The organism is Kribbella sp. NPDC043289 (genome assembly GCF_056436705.1).
The window spans coordinates 697,961-718,988 of the sequence record NZ_JBWKCB010000003.1 but is presented as its reverse complement, the minus strand read 5'-3'; the positions used below and the strand labels follow the sequence as shown (position 1 = coordinate 718,988).

Genomic DNA, 21,028 nt, shown 5'->3' with positions numbered 1-21,028 from the left:
AGCGTAACGGACCCGCTTCAGCATTATTGGTCTAGCACGGTGGGTTTTTCACCTGCGGCGCGCGGGGAATGGTGGAACGATGTCGGTTCGCGCTCGCTGGGGAGGGTCCGGATGGCAGTGATCGAGGCGGCCGACCTGGTCAAGGAGTTCAGCCGGCCGGCCGTGCAGCCGGGGCGGTTGCCGCGGCTGCGGGCCCTGTTCAGCACCAAGCGGGACGTCACCCAGGCGGTGAACGGGGTGAACTTCGAGGTCGAGCCGGGCGAACTGGTCGGGTACCTCGGCCCGAACGGCGCCGGCAAGTCGACCACGATCAAGATGCTCACCGGGATCCTGACCCCGACCTCCGGGGTCTGCCGGGTGGCCGGTCTGGAGCCGTCCCGGGACCGCGCTCGGAACGCCCGCAACATCGGCGTCGTGTTCGGTCAGCGCACCCAGCTCTGGTACGACCTCCCGCTCCGCGACTCGTTCGAGGTCCTCGGGGATCTCTACAACCTCGACCGGACGACGTACCGCAAGCGCGTCGGCCTGTTCACCGAACTGCTCGACCTGTCGGACTTCCTGGACACGCCGGTCCGCTCGCTGTCGCTCGGGCAGCGGATGCGGGGTGATCTGGTCGCGGCGATGCTGCACGAGCCGTCGATCCTGTTCCTCGACGAGCCGACCGTCGGCCTGGACGTGGTCGCGAAGGCGCGGCTGACCGAGTTCATCGCCGAGACCAACCGGACCTCCGGGACGACGGTCGTTCTGACCACGCACGACATGGACGACGTCGAACGGCTCTGCCAGCGGATCATCGTCATCGACTCCGGCACGGTCCTGTACGACGGGGACCTCGCGAAGCTGAAGGCGCGGTTCATGCCGTACCGCTTCCTCGTGCTGACCCTCGCCGAGCGGAGCGTGCGCCAGGTCGTGGACCTCCCGTTCGCGACCGAGGTGGAGACCAGCGCGGTCGGTGCGGTGCTGCCGTATCCGGAGCGCACCGTCGTACTGCGGTATGACCCCCAGGAGATCGCGACTCCGGCGCTGATCGCGCGTGCGTCGCAGGTGTACCAGGTCGACGAGCTGTCGATCGTCGACCCGCGGCTGACGGATGTGATCGCCCAGCTGTACGACGGACTGCTGACGTGACCGCGGCCGAACAGGTGCGCGCGTTCCGTGGGATGACGCGCGCCGGGACGCGGTCCGTGCTCGCCTATCGCGGCGACCTGGTCACCGGCGCGATCACGCTCGTCATCCAGGTCGTGCTCGCGATCGCCGTCTGGCGGACGGTGTACTCCGGCCGCGCGCCGGTGAACGGCGTGGACGCCCGTACGGCGGTCGCGTACGCGGCGATCGCGGCGTGTCTGCAGTCGGTCCTGCTGCCGTGGCAGTTCTCGACGCTGCCGATGCGGATCCGCACCGGGCAGATCGCGACGGACCTGACCCGGCCGCTCGGTCTGATGTGGCAGGTCTTCGGGCAGAACCTCGGCGTACTGCTGGCTCGGTTGCCGCTCGGGCTGATCGGGCTCGCGGCGGCCGGTGTCCTCGGGGCCCTGGTCGCGCCGTCGGGGTGGGCCGCAGCGGTGCTCGCGGCGGTGGCGACGGTCGGCGGCGCGCTGATCGCGATGCTGTGCAACCTGATCGTGTCGATGGTGACGTTCTGGACCTTCGAGGTGAGCGGTCCGCTGATCGTGTACCGGTTCGGCAGTGCGTTCCTGTCGGGGTCGCTGATTCCGCTGTGGTTCATGCCGGAGTGGCTCCGGGCGACGGTCGAGTGGCTGCCGTTCCAGGCGCAGGTCTACACGCCGGTGTCGATCTATCTCGGCCAGACGACTGGCGGCGAGGCCGTCGGGCTGGTCGCGGTGCAGCTGGTGTGGCTGGTGGTGCTGACACTGCTGCTCGAGCTGGTCTGGCGGCGGGCCCGGCACAAGGTGGTGGTCCAGGGTGGCTGAGCAGACCTGGGTCCGGCAGTACGTCGTCCTGCAGCGCGCCGCGTTGCGCGCACAGTTGCAGTACCGCGTGAACTTCTGGACCACGCTGATGGGCGGGGTCGCGTATCAGGGCACGCAGCTGCTGTTCCTCGGCGTACTCCTGGGGAAGTTCGGACTGATCGCCGGCTGGGGTTTCCCGGAGATCGCGTTCGTGTTCGCGATGCGGCTGGCATCCCACGCCCTGTACGTCGTGCCGTTCGGGTCGCTACGGATGACGGATCTGCTCGTCCGCGACGGCGAGTTCGATCGTGTCCTGCTGCGACCGGTGAACCCGTTCCTGCAGCTGATCACGCGGGAGTTCCCGCTGATGGCACTCGGCGACGCGCTCCTCGGCGTCGGAGCGCTGGTGATCTTCAGCCTGCACGCCCCGGTCGACTGGAGCGCGCTCAAGATCGTCTACCTGCTGCTCGCGGTGATCGGCGGCGGGCTGGTCGAGACCGGCATCCAGACCTTCTTCTGCGGCCTGTCCTTCGTCGCCACCTCGACCTTCTCGTTGCGGATCTTCGCCGACACCTCGATCACCCAGTTCTCCGGTTACCCGCTGACGATGTTCGGCCGGGGCGTGTTCTACGGCTTCTGCACCGTGTTCCCGATGGCGTTCATCGCCTTCCTCCCCGCGACGGTGCTCCTCGGCAAGACCTCCGACGTACCGCTCCCGCTGGGGCTGGTCGTCGCCTCACCGCTGGCCGGTCCGGTCGTCCTCGCGCTCGGCTACGCCTTCTTCATGCGCATGCTCCCGACGTACACCAGCCCGGGAAGCTGACCCTACAAGGGGCCTGTGGATAACTTCCGCGGCCGGATCGCGATTTTTGCCACCCTTGATCCACGAGGTTGTCACCACCGGATCGGGGAGCCAGATGAGCCAGGACACAGACCACAAATCGCCCTTCGGGCCCGGCTTCATCGGCGCCTGCATCATCATCGGCGCGGTGCTGATCTGCGGACTGCTGATCCTGATCGCGGGGTCGGACTCCTCCGGAAAGGCGACCGCGAGCGCCCAGCAGCCGGCGGCTGACTCGGCCCCCGCGGCCGCTGCGGCTGAGCCTGCGAACACGCCGACTCAGCCGGCCACTCCGGCCGGAGAGGTCTCGACCCCCGCCACCTCGTCTGGTCAGCCGACCGGTGCGTGCGACGTTCCCGCCGGTGACCAGTCGATTCCCGCGCGGGCGCCGACGGTCGACAGCTGGGAGGTCAGCCGGCGGATCGTCGTACCGCGCGCCGCGGCGTACGGACCGGGGACGACCGATGCCGACGGTTTCCGGCGGTGCTTCGCGCACTCGCCGACCGGCGCGGTGTACGCGGCGTACAGCGCGATCGCGGCCATCGCGGACCAGACCAAGGTCGTGCCGACCGCCAAGAAGCTGATGGTTCCCGGGGCCGCGACCGACAGCTTGATCAAGGAGCTCGGCACGGAGGGGTCCTCGTCCGACTCCTCCTCGATCCAGCCGATCGGCTACCGCGTCGTGGACGCCGGACGGGAACGCGTGACCGTCATGATCGCCTTCCCCGTCGAGTCGGTCTACATGAGCGCCACCTTGACCCTCGTCTGGTACCAGGACGACTGGCGGGTCCAGCCGCCGACGCCCGGCGACGCCGTCGGAGCGCCGTTCGCACAGCACCGTGACCTGGCCGACTTCGTGAAGTGGAGTGGTATCTGATGTGCACACCGATGGACATGAAATGCCACGTCGTGGAGGGCGTCGAGTCGGCCGCGAACGGCTGGATCGCGGAGGCCAACCGGATCACCGCGGACTTCTTCTCGACCGTCCTGAACTCACTGTCGACCTTCTGGGTCGACCCGAAGACTCCGATCAAGCTCGCCAGCACGACCGACGGGCAGACCTGGACGAACAGTCAGACGGTCCAGTTCGTGCACAACAACACCCTTCCGCTCACGCTGACGATCTTCGCGCTCGCGATCATCGCCGCCGGTCTGCGGATGGCCTGGGAGCAACGCGCCAAGCCGCTGCAGGAGCTGTTGAAGGCGATGCTGATCTTCGTCGTCGTCTGCGGCGCCGGCACCGCGATGGTGCAGGTCCTGGTCGAGTGGTCGGACGACTTCTCGGTGCACCTCGTCAAGTCAGCGATCGGCGGTGAGTCCTTCTCGTCGGCGATCTCGAACCTGGTGTCGGGTCCGGACACCAGAGCCGGGAACGCCGGGATCAACTCGATCTTCCTGGTGATCCTGATCGGCCAGCTGGCGACCTGGGCGTCGCTGATCCAGATCGTGCTGATGCTGATCCGGTCGGCCATGCTGGTCCTGCTGGGTGCGACCTTGCCGCTCGCGGCCGCGGCGACCAACACCGAGATCGGCAAGACCTGGTTCAAGAAGTACTGCGCCTGGACGCTCGGCTTCATCGCGTACAAGCCCGCGGCGGCCCTGATCTACGCGGCGGCGATCAAGCTGAAGGACGAGAACATGCTCGGCCAGGACAACGGCCTGACGCAGGCGCTGACCGCGTTGATGATGATGATGCTCGCGATCCTCGCGCTGCCGGCGCTGCTGCGCTTCGCGGTGCCGGTGACCGCGGCCGTCGCCGGCGGCTCGGCCGGGATGGGGAGCTCGCCCGACTTCGGCGGGATGGCGACGGGCGCGCTCAACGTCGGCGGTGGGTTCGGCGGCGGGGGCAGCCGGAGCGGTGCCGCAAGTGGTGGCGGGTCGGTCGGCGGTGGCGGAGGCGGCGCGGCGGGCGCGGCAGGTGGAGGCGGCGGTGCCACGGGTGCGAAACTCGCGGGCAGCGCCGGAGGGGCGGCGCTCGGCCCGGCCGGGATCGCCGCGACCGCGGCTCGCAAGGCCGCCGGAGCGTTCGCGGGGGCCGCGGCACACTCGGCCGGCGAAGCCGGTGGCGGAGGCGGCTCCGGGTCGTCGCGCCCGAGCGGCGCCGGGCCGATGGGTGGGCGGTCGGGCGGCAGCCGATCGGGTGGCGGCGCGGGCGGCGGGCGCTCCATGCCCACCGGACGAGCCGCATCATCCACAGGCTCCGGCGGCAAAACACCAGCCGGAGCCGGCGTCGGCGGGAACTCAGGCCCCAGCGGCAACTGGTAACCACCCTCGAGCAGCAAGACCGCCGTGTAGTCCGGCCCGACCTGCGGGAATGGGAGCATGGCGGCCATGTCTCTGGACCGGATTGCTCTGATCTCCGATGTGCACGGGAACCTGACGGCGTTGGAGGCGGTGCTGGCGGACATCTCCGGGCGCGGGATCGAGCGGATCTTCAACCTCGGGGACTACGTCGGGAAGGGGCCGCGGGGCCAGGCCGTTGTGGATCGGTGCCGCGAGGTCTGCGAGGTGAACCTGCTCGGGAACTGGGACGACTTCCTGCCGGATCCCGACCGGACGGAGGATCGGGAGGGCCTGCGATGGTGGAAGAACGAGCTGCGGGAAGAGCAGTGGGGATGGCTGCGCGGGTTGCCGTTTTGTCATGACTTTGTGCTGAGTGGGCGGCGGGTGCGTTTGTTCCATGCGTCCTCGACGAGCGTTCACCGACGCGTCCGGTTCGATCACAGCGAAGCGGAGTACCTGGGAATGTTCGAGAACACGCCGGCGACGGGTGATGGTCCGGTGCCGACGATCGTGGGGTACGGGGACACGCATGACCCGTACTTCGAAGAGGATCTCGGGCGGACGCTGTTCAACACGGGGTCGGTGGGGAACAGCCTCGGGGACCCGACGCCGGTGTACGTGATCCTGGAAGGGGTTCTGGACTCGACCGCGGCGGCGCCGTTCTCGGCGCAGTTCGTCCGGGTGCCGTACGACGCTCACGCCGAGCTGGCCGTGGCACGTGAACTCGGGATGCCGGAGCTCGACGGGTACGAGTCCGAGATCATCCATGGGCTGTACCGGACGAACTTCTACAGCGGTACGCCGGACGGATATCACCGGTAATCCCCAGGGTTTTCCACAGGCTGGGGATTGTGGCTGTTGGCAACGTGTTGTTCACCTGTTCGTCAGGTGCTGAGTAGAGTCTCCGAGCCGATCGGCTGGTATCCGGCCGCCAGGAACGCGCGCAGCGACGCCGCGTTGCCCGGCGTGATCTGCGCCCAGATCGACGCATCCGCTGGGATCAGCGCCCGAGCCGCCCGCGCGAGCCGGCGCCCGTGGCCACGTCCCCGGATGTCGTCGGGGAGCTCGATCGCGCACTCCAGACGGTCCGCGAGACCACGCCCGGTGATGACCACCGCGCCGTACTCGTCGCCGTACACCTGGACGTCGTCGCGGTACTCCAAGGCTCGCTCGACCCGCGGATGGTCGTGGTCGTCGAGGGCTGTCAGTCCCTCGATCGCAGTGGTTCGCGAGGCCGGGTCGGTGATCGCCGGCGCGAGGAGCATCGCGTCGGTGGCCCCGGCGCGGCGGCCGGTCCGCTCGGCGAGCGCCTGCAGGAAGGCCGGGCTGGCCGGCGCGCCCAGATCGCCCTCCGGGACCCGCTCGGCGACCCACTCCGCGCTGACATCCGCGGCGATCACGGTGTGCCCGGTGAAGGCGACCACCGCGGAGTCCCGCTCGGACGGCGCCGGTACGACGGTCAGCCCGAGACCCGGGGCCGGGAGGACGCCGGCTTCGACGGCACGCAGAATGGCAGCGAGAGTAGTCATCACGAGCATTCTCACGGAGATCCCGTGGCACGCTCGATGACACCCGCCGAGGAGGCAGCAGGATGCGGAAACCGCAGCTGGTGAGGGCCGAGGGACTGCCCGACCGGGTGACGATCTACGAGGTCGGAGCGCGGGACGGGTTGCAGAACGAGTCGGCGGTCGTCGACGTCGCGGTCAAGGCCGAGTTCATCCGGCGGTTGCTCGACGCGGGGCTGACGACGGTCGAGACGACGAGTTTCGTGCACCCGAAGTGGGTCCCCCAGCTGGCCGACGCCGCCGAGCTGCTGGAGCAGCTGGAGCTCCCGGACGGCGTCCGCGCGCCGGTCCTGGTCCCGAACGAGCGTGGCCTGGACCGCGCTCTCGCGGCCGGTGTCGCCGAGATCGCGATCTTCGCCAGCGCGACCGAGACGTTCGCGGCGAAGAACCTGAACTCCACGCTGGACGACCAGTTCGCGATGTTCACGCCGACCGTGCAGCGGGCGTTGGCCGAGGGACTGACGGTCCGCGGGTACGTCTCGATGTGTTACGGCGACCCGTGGGAGGGCGACGTACCGATCGATCAGGTGGTCAAGGTCGGGGCGCGGCTGGTCGAGCTCGGGTGTCACGAGTTGTCGCTGGGTGACACCATCGGGGTCGCGACTCCGGGCCAGGTGAGTGCGCTGGTCGCTGCGTTCGGCGCGGCCGGGGTCGGCGTCGACAAGCTGGCGGTGCACTTCCACGACACGTACGGCCAGGCGCTCGCCAACACGCTGACCGCGTTGCGGGAGGGCGTCACCACGGTCGACAGCTCGGCCGGCGGCCTGGGCGGATGCCCGTACGCCGAGAGCGCGACCGGCAACCTCGCCACCGAGGACCTCGTCTGGCAGCTCGACGGCCTCGGTGTCGAAACGGGCGTTGACCTGGAGAAACTCGTCACCACCAGCGTGTGGATGGCCGAACAACTCGGCAAACCGTCCCCCAGCCGTGTCGTCCAGGCACTTGCCGGCTGAAAACTGTCGGTGGGCCTCGTCAGACTGGTTCGGTGAGTGCGCAGCGGGCTGAGCTCGGGGAGTTCCTGAAGGCGCGCCGCGCCCGGGTGGCCCCTGAGGACGTGGGTCTGCCGGGCGGCGGCCGACGGCGTACGCCGGGATTGCGGCGCGAGGAGCTGGCGCAGCTCGCGGGTGTGGGCGTGACCTGGTACACGTGGCTCGAGCAGGGTCGCCCGATCAACGCGAGCGGCCAGGTGTTGGACGCGGTCGCCACGACGCTCCAGCTCACCCCGGTCGAGCGCGAGCATCTGTACCGGCTCGCCGAGGCCACGCCGATGCGCCTACCGCGGACGACGGACTGCGCGAGCGAAGCCGTGTTCGTCGAGATCGTGGACGCGCTGGACCCGTTGCCCGCCGTGATCACGAACACGCGGTACGACATCATCCGGGCGAACGGTGCGTACCACGACCTGTTCCACGACTGGCACCAACTGCCCTGCATCCACAAGAACCTGCTGTGGTGCATCATCACCGAGCCGTCGGCCCGCGCGCAGCTGCTGAACTACGACACCGAGGTCCCGTACCTAATCGGTCGCCTGCGCTCGGCGTACGCCGAACACATCGGCGACCCGGACTGGGAGACCGACCTGGAGCGGCTGGGGTCGATCAGCCCCGAGTTCGCGCAGCTCTGGTCCCGCCACGAGGTCGCCGCCTGTACGCCGCGCGTCCGTCGGATCATGAATCCGGCGGCCGGCGAGCTGCACTTCACCGTCACCGAGCTGGCGGTCCCGGCGCACCCGGAGCTGGTCCTGTTCGTCGAGACGCCGGCGAACGACGACACGCGCGGCAAACTCCCGCTCACTCGCAGGCAGCCGGCCGAACAGTCAGCGTGACCGATCGGTCACGGTTCGATCGGGCGACGGATCCGGCGGACCAGACTCTTGTCGGCGAACTGACCCACCCGGTACGTCGACCAGCCGTCGACCGTCGCGCCCACCGCACCGCCGAGGAACGGGACCCGGCGGGTGACCGTCAGTGCCATCCGCTTGCCGCTGATCCGCGCGATCAGCTCCGCGACGACCTCACCGGAGACCTGGCGGTCGAGCTCGGGGTCGAAGACCGGCGCCGTCGCGATCGCCAGCGGTGACGTGACCAGGCTCGCCTTCCGCAGCCGGTCGGCGACGCCTTCCTCACCGAGGAGGCAGGTGATGACCGCCGTCCGGACCCGTGGGTCGTCGAGGTCGTAGCCGCGCAGGTGCGCGATCGCCGCGACCATCCGCGCTTGCACGACCGCGAGACCGGTCAGGTTGGCCGGCAATGCGACGGGCAGCGTGACGAGACCGCCGATGCTGGTGGCGAACCCCTGCACCCCGGCGAGCCGGATGTGCTGGTCGATCACCGCTTCGATGGCGAGAGCGACGTCGCCCTCGCACCGCTCGAGCTTGGCGTCCGCGATCCGCTCCGCGCCGGGGAACCGCTGGTACCCGTCGATCGCGATCTCGAGGATCTGGCGCAACGCGCCGCCCGCTGCCGTCGGGGCGAACCGCTGGGCGGCGGGCGCAAGACTGCTGGCGACGAACCTGGCTACTCCGGCCACGGTGCTCCTTCCCGCCCGGCCCCACGCGTCAGAACCCGGACGTGCTTCAACTGTACGTGGCTCCCAGACCCTCGCCACTCGGGAAGAACCCTTGGTGTCCCCTAGCGGACCGCCAGGCCATCACAATCGTGCGCGTGCCGCGCCCTGCCGCGTGGGCCCGGCGTGGACGGTGGATTGTGATGGCCTGGCGGTCCGCGCCCTCGGCATGGTTCAGGATGGTCACGTGCCTGTTGAGCCTGCTGCGTCTGTTTGGGAGTTCCCGCCGGTTGGTGTGGCGGGGGCGAGTGACGTGGTGGCGGGTGGGGCCGATCTGGCGCCGGGGACGCTGCTGGCGGCGTACCGGCGGGGGTTGTTCCCGATGCCGGACCACCGGGGCTCGGTGCTGTGGTGGTCGCCGGTCGACCGGGGCGTGATCGACGTCGCCGGTTACGAACCGTCGCGATCGCTGCGCCGGGCCCGGGCGAAGTTCGAGATCCGGGTGAACACGGCCTTCGACCAGGTGATCCGCGCGTGTGCGGACCCGCGCCGGCCCGGCTCGTGGATCGACCGCGACATCATCGCGTCGTACACCGAACTGCACCGGCTCGGCTGGGTGCACTCGGTCGAGGCCTGGGACGGCGACGTGCTGGCCGGTGGCCTGTACGGCGTCGCGATCGGCGGGCTGTTCGCCGGGGAGTCGATGTTCCATCACCGGACCGACGGCTCGAAGGCGGCCGTCGCGGGCACGATCGAGCTGCTGAACGACGAGTACGCCGCCGACCGGGTCTTCGACATCCAGTGGGTCACCGACCACCTCGCGACCCTCGGCGCCGTCTCGATCCCCCGCGAGACCTATGTACGCCGGATCGCGCGCGCCCTCGACGTACCGCTGCCGAAGGCCTTCACCTGAGCCCGACGAACGCGGCCATCTGCCGGGTCGTCGACGCGAAGAACTCGTCCGCCGGGTCCATCGAACCGACCAGCTGACCGAACAGCTCGAAGCTGATCATCCCGAACAGCTGCGTCCACACGATCATCGTCCGGAGCAGGATGGCCGGCGGCACGTCCGGCGCCAGCGCGACCAGTACGTGCGTCTGCTCGGCCAGCACTCCGGACGGCGCCGGCGCGTCGTCGGGCACCACCAGCCGGCCCGAGGCCTGTGCCTTCTGCAGCAGCCCGAGCAGCAGCAACGGCACCCGGATCGCCGGTTCGACGGTCGTCTGCGGCGCCTGGTACCCACTGATCGGCGACCCGTAGATCAGCGCGTACTCGTGCCGGTTCGCGCGCGCCCAGTCCCGGACCGCGGCGCAAATCGTCGTCCACTCCTCGACCGTGTCGCCGCCGGTGGCCGCCGCCTCGGCCGCCGCGCCCATCGCGTCGTACGCGTCGATGATCAGGGCGGTCAGCAGTTCGTCGCGGTTCGCGAAGTACCGGTACAGCGCGGACGACACCATGCCGAGCTCGCGGCAGATCGCGCGCAGCGACAGCGCCTCCGCGCCGACGGTCGTCAGCTGCAGTCGGGCAGCGGCCTTGATCTCCTCGGTCAGCTCGGCCCGGGCGCGTTCACGGGCAGTACGTCCGGCGTTCATGGAGCCAGTGTGCCACAAAACCGAGAGCAGTGCTCTTGACAGTGATCAGCGATCTGATGTTCACTGATCACAACAGAGAGCACCGCTCTCGCAAACCGGCTCTCGCCACAGCAGAAAGAGATCCCCGCCATGACCGAGTACAAGCAGACCTACGACAGCAAGCGCGTGATCACCGCGTCCGAGGGCAGCATGCGGGTGTTCAACAGGATCGTCGCCCGGCTGACGAAGCTCGGTCTGAGCCTGATGGGCAGCCGGGTGCTCTCGGTCCAGGGCCGGAAGTCCGGCGAGTGGCGCAGTACGCCGGTGAACCTGCTGGTGGTCGACGGGCAGCGCTACCTGGTCGCGCCGCGCGGCCACACCCAGTGGGTGAAGAACCTGCGCGCCAGCGGCACCGGCCGGTTGCAGCTCGGCGGCAAGGTCGAGACCTTCCACGCCGAGGAGCTCGCCGACGCCGACAAGCTGCCGGCGCTCCGGATGTACCTGAAGAAGTGGGCTTGGGAGGTCGGCACCTTCTTCGGCGGCGACGTGTCCAAGAACTCCCCCGACGAGGTCCTGCACCACATCGCCCCCGGCGTCCCGGTCTTCAAGATCAGCTAGTGGTACGCCGCGGCTTGAATCCGGTAGAGCTCGGCGTAGTGCCCGTCGCGCGCCATCAACTCCTCGTGCGTCCCGGTCTCGACGACGTGGGCGCCGTCCAGCACGACGATCAGGTCGGCCATCCGCACGGTGGAGAACCGGTGTGACACCAGGATCGTGATCCGCCCGTCCACGCTGTCCTTGGCCGCCGCGGCGTACCGCTCGAACAGTGCGTGCTCGGTCTCGGCGTCCAGCGCGGCGGTCGGCTCGTCGAGCACCAGCAACAACGGGCGGTCCCGCATGAAGCCGCGGGCGAGCGCCAGCTTCTGCCACTGCCCGAAGCTGACCTCCGCACCGTCCGGCCAGGTCGACCCGAGCTGGGTGTCCAACCCGGAGCCGAGCCGCTCCAGAACGTCCTCCGCCCCGGCCCGCCCGACAGCGGTCGTCACCGCCGGTACGTCGTCCAGTCGCGGCAGGTCCCCGAGCCCGACACTATGCCCGGCCCGGAACTCGAACCGGAAGAAGTCCTGGAACGCGCCGGCGATCCGGGACCGCCACGCCTCGGCCGCGATCCGGTCCAACGGCCGATCGTCCAGCAACACCCGCCCACCGGTCGGCTCGTACAGCTTGCAGATCAGCTTCACCAGCGTGGACTTGCCGGCACCGTTCTCCCCGACCACCGCGACCACCTTGCCGGCCGGCAGAGACAGATTGACGTCGTCGAGCGCGGGCCGGTCCGAACCGGCGTACGTGAAGGACACGTGCTCCAGCCGGATGCCGTCGTCGAGCCGCTCGGGCGCCGGCAGATCGGCCGTGCTGTCGAACGAGGCCGCATAGTTCTCCAGCCACACCAGCCGCCGCGATCCGTCCAGCCAGATCCCCCGCAGGAACCCGATCTCGCCCACGGTCGCCCCGATGTACGACGACAGTCGCGCACCGGCCGCGAGGATCAGCAACACGTCACCCACCGAACCGTTCAGTACCGAGGCGACGTACAGCACCGCACCGACGTATGCGAGGCCGAACACCGCCCACGCGGCGGCGTGCCAGACCGCGCTGGTCCGTCGGGTCGCGGCGATCGGCCGGTACCACTGCTCCCACTCGCGCCGCCGGCCCGTGACGAGGTCCGGACCGAGCCCGATGACGCGGACTTCCTTGCCCGGGGCGGCCGTGGTCGCGGTCTTGAACAAGTGGTCGGCGAGTCGGCTGTGCGCGGCGTACTGCTCCTCGATCTGGCGTTCGACACCTGGCCGCCAACTCGAACTGATGACAGTCGGCAACGCGAACACCAGCAGCAGCGCGAGCGCCGGATCAATCGACGTCAACAGGGCGACCGTCACCCCGAGGCGCAGGATCCAGCCACAGGTGGAGAACAGCGACATGTACATGTGGTCGAGCACGAACACCTGTTTGCGCAGTACGGACAGGCGATCCAGGTAGTCGCGACGCTCGTGGTGCTCGACCGTGGCGACGGACGCCTGCAGTTGCGCGACGTGCGCCTCGAGCATGATCGTCACCCGGTCCCGGAAGCGGCGCGAGATCCGCGTCGACAGCGTGCGCAGGAACCAGGTCGCCGTCACGGACAACGCCAGACCGGTCGCGGCGAGTACGACGGCGCGCTTGTCGCTGTCGAGGACTCCGTCGGCGAGGACCTTGAGCCACAACGCGAGCAGGGCATCGGGCAAGGCGGCGAGCAGCGTCATCACGAAGGCGGCGACCAGCAGCCCGGGCTCGTGCTGATAGCCCAGCTTGCAGAGCCGCCACATCGCGGGCAGCGCCTTGGGCAGGTCGTCAGAGCGTGTCATAGCTCAGCCCTTCCTCGTCGACCTCGGCCGCGAAGCGCTGCGCCTGCAGGTCGAACATCGTCCGGTACCGCCCGCCGAGCGCCATCAGCTCGTCGTGGCTGCCGAGCTCGACGACCCGGCCATGCTCCAGGACGCAGATCCGGTCGGCGTGCCGGACCGTCGAGAACCGGTGCGAGATGAGGATCGTGGTGACGTCGCGGGTCGCGGTCAGGATCCGGTCGAAGATCGCCGCCTCGCCGCGTACGTCCAGCTGGGCGGTCGGTTCGTCGAGCAGGACCAGTCCGGCGCCCTGCCGTACGGCGCACAGCGCTCGCGCGAGGGCGACGCGCTGCCATTGACCGCCGGAGAAGTCGGTGCCATCGCCGTACCCGGTGGCCAGGCGGGTGTCCAGGTCGGCCAGGTCCGCGGCGCCGGCGTCGGCGAGCGCCGCGCGGATGTCCGCTTCGGGGGCGCCGGCCGGCGCGACGTTGTCCCGCAGGGGGAGCTCGAGTTTGAGGAAGTCCTGGAAGACGGCCGCGACCCGGGTCCGCCAGGTGTCGACGTCGAGGTCCCGCAGGTCGTCGCCGTCGATCCGGATCGTCCCGGACTCCGGGTCGTACAGCCGGCACAACAGCTTGGCCAGCGTGGTCTTCCCGGCGCCGTTCTGACCGACGACAGCCAGCGACGAGCCGGCCGGGATCGTCAGGTCGAGCCCGTCGAACACCATTCGCTCGGCCTGTGGATAACGGAAGCTCAGACCGCGGAGTTCGATCGCGACCGCGCCGTGGCGCGCGGTGGACAGGCCGCGACCGGGCGACAGCGCACCGGCCGGGGCCATCGCGGGCTCGAGCCGGTTGACGGCGGCGACCGGGGCGGCGGCGCCGTCCAGGGCCCAGTTCAGGCCGCCGAACGCGATCATGCCGACGCCGATCGCGACCTGCGCGAACACCACCAGCCGATCGAGCGGCAGGCTCCCGTCGATCGCCGCCGCACCGAGCGCCCAGAACACCAGACCGTTGGCCACCACCACGATCAGCAGGCTCCAGATCATGGGGCGTTCCCGCAATCGCGTCGCGGCGTACTGCAGCTCGAAGAGTCGCCGACGGCGCTCGGTGAAGCGTCGTACCGTCCAGTCGGCGAGGCCGAACAGGCGCAGTTCCTTCGCAGCGTCCGGGGCGACCGCCAACTCGTACGCGTAGTTCGCGTGCCGCTGCGCCGCGCGGACCTCGGCGGTGTTCCGGTCCCGCCAGACACCGCTCTCGCGGAGCAGCCAATGCGTCGCCGTCCACGCGGCGAGGAGCAGCAGCGGCGCCCACCAGGTGAACCCGAAGAGCACCACCGCGGACGCGATCCCGCCGATCAGCTCGACCAGGCTGCCCGCGACGAAGTCGACGTTCAGGTACATCGGCGGACCGGTCTGCCCGCGGTCGAACTCGCGAGCCACCGTCAGATCCTCGCTGAGCTCCGGATCCTCGAGATGCCCGATCCCCGGCGGCCCGACACACGCCCTCGCGAGCTCGTCGTTCAGGTACGCCGACACTCGGCTACCGAGGTTGGCGCTGACCGCCTGATGTACGGGCGTCAACACCTGCAGCAGAACGAACGTCGTACCCATGAACGCCAACGGACCCGCCAGCGCGGAACCGTGCTGCACCGCGCCGACCATCTGCCCCATCGCGATCGCGAACACCGCCGGCAACGCCCCCCGCGCCAGCACCAACCCCCACCAGGCCGCGGCCAACCCACGATCCGCCCGCGGCAACACCCCGAAGAACTCCCACTCCGGGCGCCCACGCAACCGCCTCACCATCTCCCCACGATGACACCCCCACCACCACAAGTCTTGAACGTTTGCCGGATGGCACTATGGCCAGATGATCAGTCCGGAGGAGTTGGGTGCGGCGCCGAAGGTGCTTTTGCATGATCACCTGGATGGGGGGCTGCGGCCGGAGACGGTGCTGGAATTGGCGCGGGAGATCGGGCATCCGTTGCCGCGGGCGGATGCGGCCGAGTTGGGTGCGTGGTTCGTCGAGTCGGCGGACTCGGGGTCGCTGGAGCGGTACCTCGCGACGTTCGACCACACCGTCGCGGTGATGCAGACCGCCGAGGCGATCAAGCGGGTGGCGAGCGAGTGCGTGCAAGACCTCGCCGCGGACGGGGTCGTGTACGCCGAGATTCGGTACGCCCCCGAGCAGCACCTGAACAGCGGCCTCACGCTCGAGCAGGTCGTGGACGCGGTCCGGGAAGGGTTCGAGCACGGGATGGCGGTCGCCGAGCGGCCGATCGTCGCGCGCCAATTGCTGACCGCGATGCGGCACAAGGCCCGGTCGCGGGAGATCGCCGAGCTCGCGGTCGCCTACCGGGACGCCGGCGTGGTCGGCTTCGATATCGCCGGAGCCGAGGCGGGCTTCCCGCCCACCCGGCACCTGGACGCGTTCGAGTACCTGCAGCGCGAGAACGCGCACTTCACGATCCACGCCGGTGAGGCGTTCGGGCTGCCGTCGATCTGGCAGGCGATCCAGTGGTGCGGCGCCGACCGGCTCGGTCACGGCGTCCGGATCATCGACGACATCAGCTACGACGGCACCGGCGAGAAGGCCGAGCTCGGGCGACTCGCGGCGTACGTCCGGGACCGTCGGATCCCGCTGGAGATGTGCCCGAGCTCGAACCTGCAGACCGGCGCCGCCGAGTCGATCGCCGACCACCCGATCGGCCTGCTCGCGAAGCTCCGCTTCCGGGTCACGGTGAACACCGACAACCGCCTGATGAGTGGTACGTCGATGAGCCGCGAACTCGCGCTGCTCGCCGAGGCCTTCGACTACGGTCTCGCGGACTTCCGCTGGTTCGCGATCAACGCGATGAAGTCCGCGTTCATCCCGTTCAACGAACGCCTCGCGATCATCGACGGCGTCATCAAGCCCTGGTACGCCGCCGCCCTCGCTCGGTGAGGCGGACCCGCACCACTCACCAACCGCCGCCGGCGCCTTGATCCGGGCGGCGGATGAGCCTGCCGTGAACAGCGTGCGGGAGGTTAGTGAGTGGCGCAGGTCCGGGTCGCGCCTCAGACCGAGCGCTGGTGCGTGCGGAAGGCGCGCGTCGAGAGCCAGCCGACGATCAGGGTGAAGGCCAGGAGGTAGCCGCAGTGCCGCCAGACCGACGACCAGTCCGGGTCGGCGGTCAGCGCGCCGCGGGCGGCGACCGTGGCCCAGTCGACCGGGTTGTAGCGGGCCGCGACGTTCACCCAGTGCGGCGCCACCTCCGGGTCGATCATGATCGACGACATGAACGTCAGCGGCAGCGAGACGAACTGCGAGATCCCGATCAGCGCCTCCTGCTGCCGGGTGAGCAGCGCGACCGCGTTCGACAGTGAACCGAACGCGAGCCCGACCAGCACCGACGCGAGGATCGTGACCAGGTAGCCGCCGATCCCACCGTCGTACCGCGCACCGGCGGCGAACCCGATCGCGAACACCAGCACGGTCTGGATGAACGTGGTCGTCGCGTTGCTGAGCAGCTGCCCCGTCATCAGCCCGCCGCGGCTGACCGGCGACGCCAGCATCCGGTCCATCACGCCGCGCTCCATGTCCTGCACGAACGACGTACCGCTCCAGCCACTCGTCATCAGCGCGGTCATCATCACGATCCCCGGGGTCAGGAAGGCGATGTACGACGAGTCGCCGAAGCCCTGGATCCGCACGACCCCCTGGAACAGCTGCCCGAACAGCAGCAGCCAGATCGCGGGTTGCACCAACGTGAACGCGATCAACGCCGGCTGCCGGTACGACGCCCGCGTCCAGCGCCCGAGGATGAGTCCGGTGTGCGCGATCATGCCGCCTCCTCCGCAACCTTGAAGGAGCGGCCGGTGTGCTGCAGGTACACGTCGTCCAGCGATGGCCGCGACATCGTGACCGCGATCACCGGAACCGCCTTGTCCTCCAGCACTCCGAGCACCGCGGGTACGGCGGTGGCGCCGCGATCGACCCGGGCTCGCAAAGTGTTGCCCTCGACAACGATCTTGCCGACCCCGGGCAACTGGGCGAGCAGGGTCCGGACGTCGCCGTCGGTGTCCGGGTCGACGAGTTCGACCTGCACCGAGTCGCCGCGCAGCGCGGACTTCAGTGCGTCGGGGGTGCCCTCGGCAACGATCTTGCCGTGGTCGACGATCGCGAGCTGACCGGCGAGCCGATCCGCCTCTTCCAGGTAGTGCGTGGTGAGCAGGACCGTCAGGCCTTCCTGCCCCGACAGCCGCAGTACTTCGTTCCACAGGTCGGCGCGTGCTTCCGGGTCGAGACCTGTGGTGGGCTCGTCGAGGAACAGCACCTTGGGGCGATGCACCAGTCCGAGCGCGACGTCGAGTTTGCGCCGCATGCCGCCGGAGTACGTCCGCGCCGGCCGATCGGCATGCTCGGCCAGGCCGAACCGCTCCAGAAGTTCGCGAGCGCGTTGCACCGCCTGCGACCGGGACAGGCCGAAGATCCGGCCGCTGAGTACGAGGTTCTCCAGGCCGGTGGCCATCGGGTCGGAGCTGGATTTCTGCGGAACGTAGCCGATCGCGTGCCGGACGCGGTCCTGTTCGCGAATCACGTCGTACCCGGCGACCTTGGCGCTGCCGGAGTCGGCGCGGGACAGTGTGGTGAGGATCTTGACGGTGGTGGACTTGCCGGCACCGTTCGGCCCGAGCAGGCCGAGGACGACGCCCTCGGCCACGCTGACGGTCAGGCCGTCGAGCGCGCGGAGCGGTGGATTCTTGCGGCCGGCCGGGTACGTCTTGACCAGGTCGGTCGCCTCGATGGCATGCGTGGACATCAGTGGACTCCCTTTGCGCGGGAGCCGGTCGGAAGGCTGGCCTATCCTGATGGTTGCGCCTTGGGCGCCAGGTCTTCGGACCGACTCGAGGAACTGCGGCCCTTGGCCCTGGTGTTGCCGCACCGTGGGTCGAGGGCCGTCTTTCTCTTACTGTGCTTTCTTACTGGGCTTCCGGCGGAATCGCCTGCATCCAGGTGAACTCCTGCCCGAAGTACTTCAGTGGATCCTTCAGCTGCTCGGCCGGGCTGATGCCCTCGGTCAGGTAGACGTTCCAGGCCTTGCGCCAGAACTCGGCGCCGCCGAGCGTGTCCGTCCGGATCTCCTCCACGAGTTGATGGACGTACGCCGACTCCGCCCGCAGCAACGCCAGCCGGAACTCGGACTCGATCCAGAAGATCCGCGGGAACTCCGTCGCGGCCATCTGATCGTGTACCGCGGTCGTCTCCGCGATCTCCGCGTCGACGACCTTGAGCCGCTCGTCGAGGAGCTCGACGGCACGGTCGGGGTGCAGACCGGGGAGGTACGCGAGCCCGGCCTCCAACGGGTGGAACTCGCGCGACGGCGTACCGACCAGCTCGGCGAGCCAGTCGTTGAACTCGGCGTGCCCGGTCTCGGTGATCCGGTAGACGGTCCGCTCCGGCCGGTTGCCCTCGCGGACCGTCTCGAGCGCCTCGATGAAGCCGTGCTTCTGCAGCGCTGCGACGACCGAGTACAGCGAGCCGTAGTTGACCTTGATGCTCTGGTCCTTGCCGCGGGCCCGGAGCGTCGTGGAGATCTCGTAGGGGTGCATCGGCCGCTCACTCAGACTCCCGAGCACCGCGAACGCCAGCGGATTGCCGACCTTGCGCCTAGAGGGCATCTGAGGACTCTCCGCCTACTGTGCGGCGCTGCTCGCTACGGCGCAGAGTCCTCAGATGCCCTCTAGCCATGACCCCTCCTCGATTTCGATTACTCGAAATCGAGTATTAGTTCACGGGTATCCGATGTCAAGTATTCAGCCAGGCGAACGCCCGGGCCGGGAGGCTGCGGACCCGGAGCGAGGCGAGCGCGCGGTACGCCGGCTCCTCGACGTACTTCGTCAGCAGCCAGGCCAGCCCGATCACGCCGACCGCCGCGCCGGTGATCTGCACGAACCGGTCCGCGCCGAGCTGCATCAGCCGGTACGCGATCAGGTAGCCGATCACCTGGTTCAGCAGGTACAGCCCGAACGAGATCCGGGCGAGGAAGTGGATCGGCCGCCGGAACCGGGCGAACACCGTCCAGTCCGGGCCGCGCGCGGCCAGCGCGACGATCACCAGCAGCGCGCCGATACCGAGCGACGACGGTAGGTCCGAGGTGTGCGCGTGCTGCGCGAAGACGGTCGCGACGATCAGGGCGCCGAGATGGACGACACCGATCCGGCGCTGCGACCACAGCCAGATCGCGATGCCGACCGCGAACAGCTGCAGCCGGTGCAGGCCGAGACCGTTCCAGGTCTGGATCACCCAGATCGGGCTGTGGCCGATCCGGTCGTGCCACTGCAGCGCGACCGGCGCGAGGATCATGATCCAGAGCAGCGTGGTGATCCGCTGGCCGAGGCCGCGGGGCCAGAGCAGCGCCGCGGCGGCGAACGCCATCAGCTGCAGCGGGAGCGTCCAGTACGAGCCGTCGATGAGCTGCACGGTCGGGTCGAACGAGGCGGCCAGTGTCAGGTTGCCCCAGAGGTCATGCCGGGTCGGCAGGATCCAGTTGCTCGGGCCGAAGCGCACCAGGACGAGGTACGTGAACATGACCGCGATCAGGTACGGCGGGAGCACCCGGCAGACCCGTCGCCACAACCAGCGGTGCGTCGAGCCTCTCCGGATCGTCACGCAGACGAAGTACGCGCTGATCACGAGCAGGATGCTGGCGCCGACCTGGAACGGGTACTTGCCGAGCGGCGCCCCGAGCTCGGGGTGCAGGAACGGACCCATGTACGTCGTGTGCGTGAACATCACCGCGAGTACGGCGACTACTCGCACCACGTCCCAGCTCAGCCTGCGGGCGGGTTTCTCCGGGCGGGAGTCCGGCGTCGTCAAACTCACTCCATCTACGCATCGCTCGCCGATCGTCTCGGCCGTTACCCCCTCGTGACCTTAGGCAGAGCAGGGGGTGGCGATGCAAATCCGCCAGGTGATGTCTTGATCACATCAGCCGGCAGTTTGGAACGTCCGGCGGTAGTCCTGCGGCGGTACGCCGACCACGCGGCGGAAGTGGTGCCGCAGCAGCGCGGCGGTGCCGAACCCGGACTCGGAGGCGATCTGCTCGATCCCCATCCGGGTCTGCTCGAGCAGCGTCCGGGCGCGCAGGACGCGCTGGGTGGTGACCCATTTGAGCGGCGTCGTACCGGTCTCGGCGACGAAGCGGCGGGCGAAGGTGCGCTCGGACATCTGGGCGCGCCGGGCCAGCGCAGGCACCGTGTGCTCGATGGCCAGGTTGTCGACCATCCAGTCCAGGACCGGCTGCAGGCTCTCACTGGACGACTCGGGCACCGGCACCTCGACGTACTGCCGTTGGCCGCCGTCGCGCTGGGGCGGGACGACCATCCGGCGGGCGATCCGGGTCGCGACCGCGCTGCCGAGCTCGCGGCGGACCAGGTGCAGGCAGGCGTCGATCCCGGCCGCGGTACCGGCGCTGGTGATGATGTCGCCGTCGTCGACGAACAGCACGTCCGGGTCGAGTTTCACGGTCGGGAACTGCTGGGTGAACTTGTCGGCGTACCGCCAGTGGGTGGTGCAGCAGCGCCCGTCGAGCAGGCCGGCGGCACCGAGCACGAAGGCGCCGGAGCAGACCGTGAGCAGGATCGCGCCGCGGGCGTTCGCCTTCCGCAACGCGTCCAGGACCCGCTCGTCGTACGCGTGCCGCCAAGTGGTGGCCGGGATGCCGATCAGGTCGGCGTCTTCGAGCTCCTCGAGCCCGTACGGCGCGATCACCTGGGAGTGCGTGCTGGTCTCCATCGGGACGCCGGGCGTGGTCGAGCACACCTTGAAGTCGAACGGCGGCACACCGTCGTCGGTGCGGTCGAGCCCGAAGACCTCGGCCAGCACCCCGAACTCGAACAGGGCGACGTCCTCCATCAGGACGACAGCGATCTTCTGGAGCATCTGATCAGTATGGCAGGAATTTGTGCATGTATGTCAATAGTGCC

General features: G+C 69.3%; 21 protein-coding genes. 11 read left to right on the top strand and 10 right to left on the bottom strand.

Features of this window, described 5'->3' with window-relative positions:
• Nucleotides 1–111: 111 nt before the first annotated feature.
• From AC0662_RS21805 to AC0662_RS21780, 6 genes are all read left to right on the top strand, one after another.
• A complete protein-coding gene (locus tag AC0662_RS21805; protein WP_478302762.1) occupies nt 112–1,128 on the top strand; it encodes an ABC transporter ATP-binding protein in 1,017 nt (338 codons plus the stop codon).
• On the top strand, nt 1,125–1,931 hold the full coding sequence (locus AC0662_RS21800) for an ABC transporter permease (protein WP_452199182.1): 807 nt from the start codon (nt 1,125–1,127) through the stop codon (nt 1,929–1,931). The genes AC0662_RS21805 and AC0662_RS21800 overlap by 4 nt, the downstream gene beginning before the upstream one ends.
• A complete protein-coding gene (locus tag AC0662_RS21795; protein WP_452199180.1) occupies nt 1,924–2,733 on the top strand; it encodes an ABC transporter permease in 810 nt (269 codons plus the stop codon). The genes AC0662_RS21800 and AC0662_RS21795 overlap by 8 nt, the downstream gene beginning before the upstream one ends.
• 94 nt (nt 2,734–2,827) lie before the next feature.
• Nucleotides 2,828–3,628 carry a DUF8175 domain-containg protein gene (locus AC0662_RS21790; protein ID WP_478302760.1) on the top strand — a complete coding sequence of 267 codons (801 nt, stop codon included), beginning with the start codon at nt 2,828–2,830 and terminating at the stop codon, nt 3,626–3,628.
• A gap of 11 nt (nt 3,629–3,639) precedes the next feature.
• Nucleotides 3,640–5,016 (top strand): TrbL/VirB6 family protein, encoded by a 1,377-nt coding sequence (locus tag AC0662_RS21785; RefSeq protein WP_452199177.1) that lies wholly within the window; start codon nt 3,640–3,642, stop codon nt 5,014–5,016.
• Nucleotides 5,017–5,082: 66 nt separating this feature from the next.
• A complete protein-coding gene (locus AC0662_RS21780; protein WP_478302758.1) occupies nt 5,083–5,856 on the top strand; it encodes a metallophosphoesterase family protein in 774 nt (257 codons plus the stop codon).
• Nucleotides 5,857–5,918: 62 nt separating this feature from the next.
• Here the strand turns inward: AC0662_RS21780 and AC0662_RS21775 are convergent, their stop codons facing one another.
• On the bottom strand, nt 5,919–6,563 hold the full coding sequence (locus tag AC0662_RS21775) for a GNAT family N-acetyltransferase (protein WP_478302756.1): 645 nt from the start codon (nt 6,561–6,563) through the stop codon (nt 5,919–5,921).
• A 62-nt stretch (nt 6,564–6,625) separates the two neighbouring features.
• Between AC0662_RS21775 and AC0662_RS21770 the strand changes: the two genes are divergently transcribed.
• Nucleotides 6,626–7,552 carry a hydroxymethylglutaryl-CoA lyase gene (locus AC0662_RS21770; protein ID WP_478302754.1) on the top strand — a complete coding sequence of 309 codons (927 nt, stop codon included), beginning with the start codon at nt 6,626–6,628 and terminating at the stop codon, nt 7,550–7,552.
• 32 nt (nt 7,553–7,584) lie between these two features.
• The gene (locus AC0662_RS21765) at nt 7,585–8,424 is read left to right on the top strand and encodes a helix-turn-helix transcriptional regulator (protein WP_452199170.1); all 840 of its coding nucleotides are present in this window, start codon (nt 7,585–7,587) and stop codon (nt 8,422–8,424) included.
• An 8-nt stretch (nt 8,425–8,432) separates the two neighbouring features.
• Here AC0662_RS21765 and AC0662_RS21760 read toward each other — a convergent pair whose 3' ends face one another.
• Complete coding sequence (locus AC0662_RS21760) at nt 8,433–9,128, bottom strand: EcsC family protein (protein ID WP_452199168.1); 696 nt, start codon at nt 9,126–9,128, stop codon at nt 8,433–8,435.
• Nucleotides 9,129–9,351: 223 nt separating this feature from the next.
• Here AC0662_RS21760 and aat point away from each other — a divergent pair, with 223 nt between their 5' ends.
• Nucleotides 9,352–10,017 carry a leucyl/phenylalanyl-tRNA--protein transferase gene (aat, locus tag AC0662_RS21755; protein WP_452199166.1) on the top strand — a complete coding sequence of 222 codons (666 nt, stop codon included), beginning with the start codon at nt 9,352–9,354 and terminating at the stop codon, nt 10,015–10,017.
• On the opposite strand, the gene AC0662_RS21750 is transcribed toward aat, so the two are convergent.
• A complete protein-coding gene (locus tag AC0662_RS21750) occupies nt 10,010–10,696 on the bottom strand; it encodes a TetR/AcrR family transcriptional regulator (RefSeq protein WP_452199164.1) in 687 nt (228 codons plus the stop codon). The two genes, aat and AC0662_RS21750, sit on opposite strands and share 8 nt — an antisense overlap.
• 129 nt (nt 10,697–10,825) lie before the next feature.
• On the opposite strand from AC0662_RS21750, the gene AC0662_RS21745 reads away from it, so the two are divergent.
• Nucleotides 10,826–11,293: a nitroreductase family deazaflavin-dependent oxidoreductase gene (locus tag AC0662_RS21745; protein ID WP_452199162.1), complete on the top strand. Its 468-nt coding sequence runs from the start codon at nt 10,826–10,828 to the stop codon at nt 11,291–11,293.
• Here the strand turns inward: AC0662_RS21745 and AC0662_RS21740 are convergent.
• A complete protein-coding gene (locus AC0662_RS21740; protein WP_478302751.1) occupies nt 11,290–13,077 on the bottom strand; it encodes an ABC transporter ATP-binding protein in 1,788 nt (595 codons plus the stop codon). The genes AC0662_RS21745 and AC0662_RS21740 overlap by 4 nt on opposite strands.
• Nucleotides 13,064–14,866 (bottom strand): ABC transporter ATP-binding protein, encoded by a 1,803-nt coding sequence (locus AC0662_RS21735; protein ID WP_478302749.1) that lies wholly within the window; start codon nt 14,864–14,866, stop codon nt 13,064–13,066. Before AC0662_RS21735 ends, AC0662_RS21740 begins: the two co-directional genes overlap by 14 nt.
• Nucleotides 14,867–14,930: 64 nt before the next feature.
• Here AC0662_RS21735 and AC0662_RS21730 point away from each other — a divergent pair, with 64 nt between their 5' ends.
• Complete coding sequence (locus AC0662_RS21730) at nt 14,931–16,004, top strand: adenosine deaminase (protein WP_478302747.1); 1,074 nt, start codon at nt 14,931–14,933, stop codon at nt 16,002–16,004.
• 113 nt (nt 16,005–16,117) lie between these two features.
• Here AC0662_RS21730 and AC0662_RS21725 read toward each other — a convergent pair whose 3' ends face one another.
• The 5 genes from AC0662_RS21725 to AC0662_RS21705 all read right to left on the bottom strand — a co-directional run bounded on the left by AC0662_RS21725 (nt 16,118) and on the right by AC0662_RS21705 (nt 20,984).
• Nucleotides 16,118–16,885, bottom strand: coding sequence for an ABC transporter permease (locus AC0662_RS21725; protein ID WP_478302745.1), 768 nt, complete (start codon nt 16,883–16,885; stop codon nt 16,118–16,120).
• On the bottom strand, nt 16,882–17,862 hold the full coding sequence (locus AC0662_RS21720) for an ATP-binding cassette domain-containing protein (RefSeq protein WP_478302743.1): 981 nt from the start codon (nt 17,860–17,862) through the stop codon (nt 16,882–16,884). Before AC0662_RS21720 ends, AC0662_RS21725 begins: the two co-directional genes overlap by 4 nt.
• 160 nt (nt 17,863–18,022) lie before the next feature.
• Nucleotides 18,023–18,721 carry a PadR family transcriptional regulator gene (locus tag AC0662_RS21715; RefSeq protein ID WP_452199151.1) on the bottom strand — a complete coding sequence of 233 codons (699 nt, stop codon included), beginning with the start codon at nt 18,719–18,721 and terminating at the stop codon, nt 18,023–18,025.
• Between the two features lie 127 nt (nt 18,722–18,848).
• A complete protein-coding gene (locus AC0662_RS21710) occupies nt 18,849–19,919 on the bottom strand; it encodes an acyltransferase family protein (protein WP_478302741.1) in 1,071 nt (356 codons plus the stop codon).
• A 111-nt stretch (nt 19,920–20,030) separates the two neighbouring features.
• The gene (locus tag AC0662_RS21705; RefSeq protein WP_478302739.1) at nt 20,031–20,984 is read right to left on the bottom strand and encodes a helix-turn-helix domain-containing protein; all 954 of its coding nucleotides are present in this window, start codon (nt 20,982–20,984) and stop codon (nt 20,031–20,033) included.
• Nucleotides 20,985–21,028 lie beyond the last annotated feature (44 nt).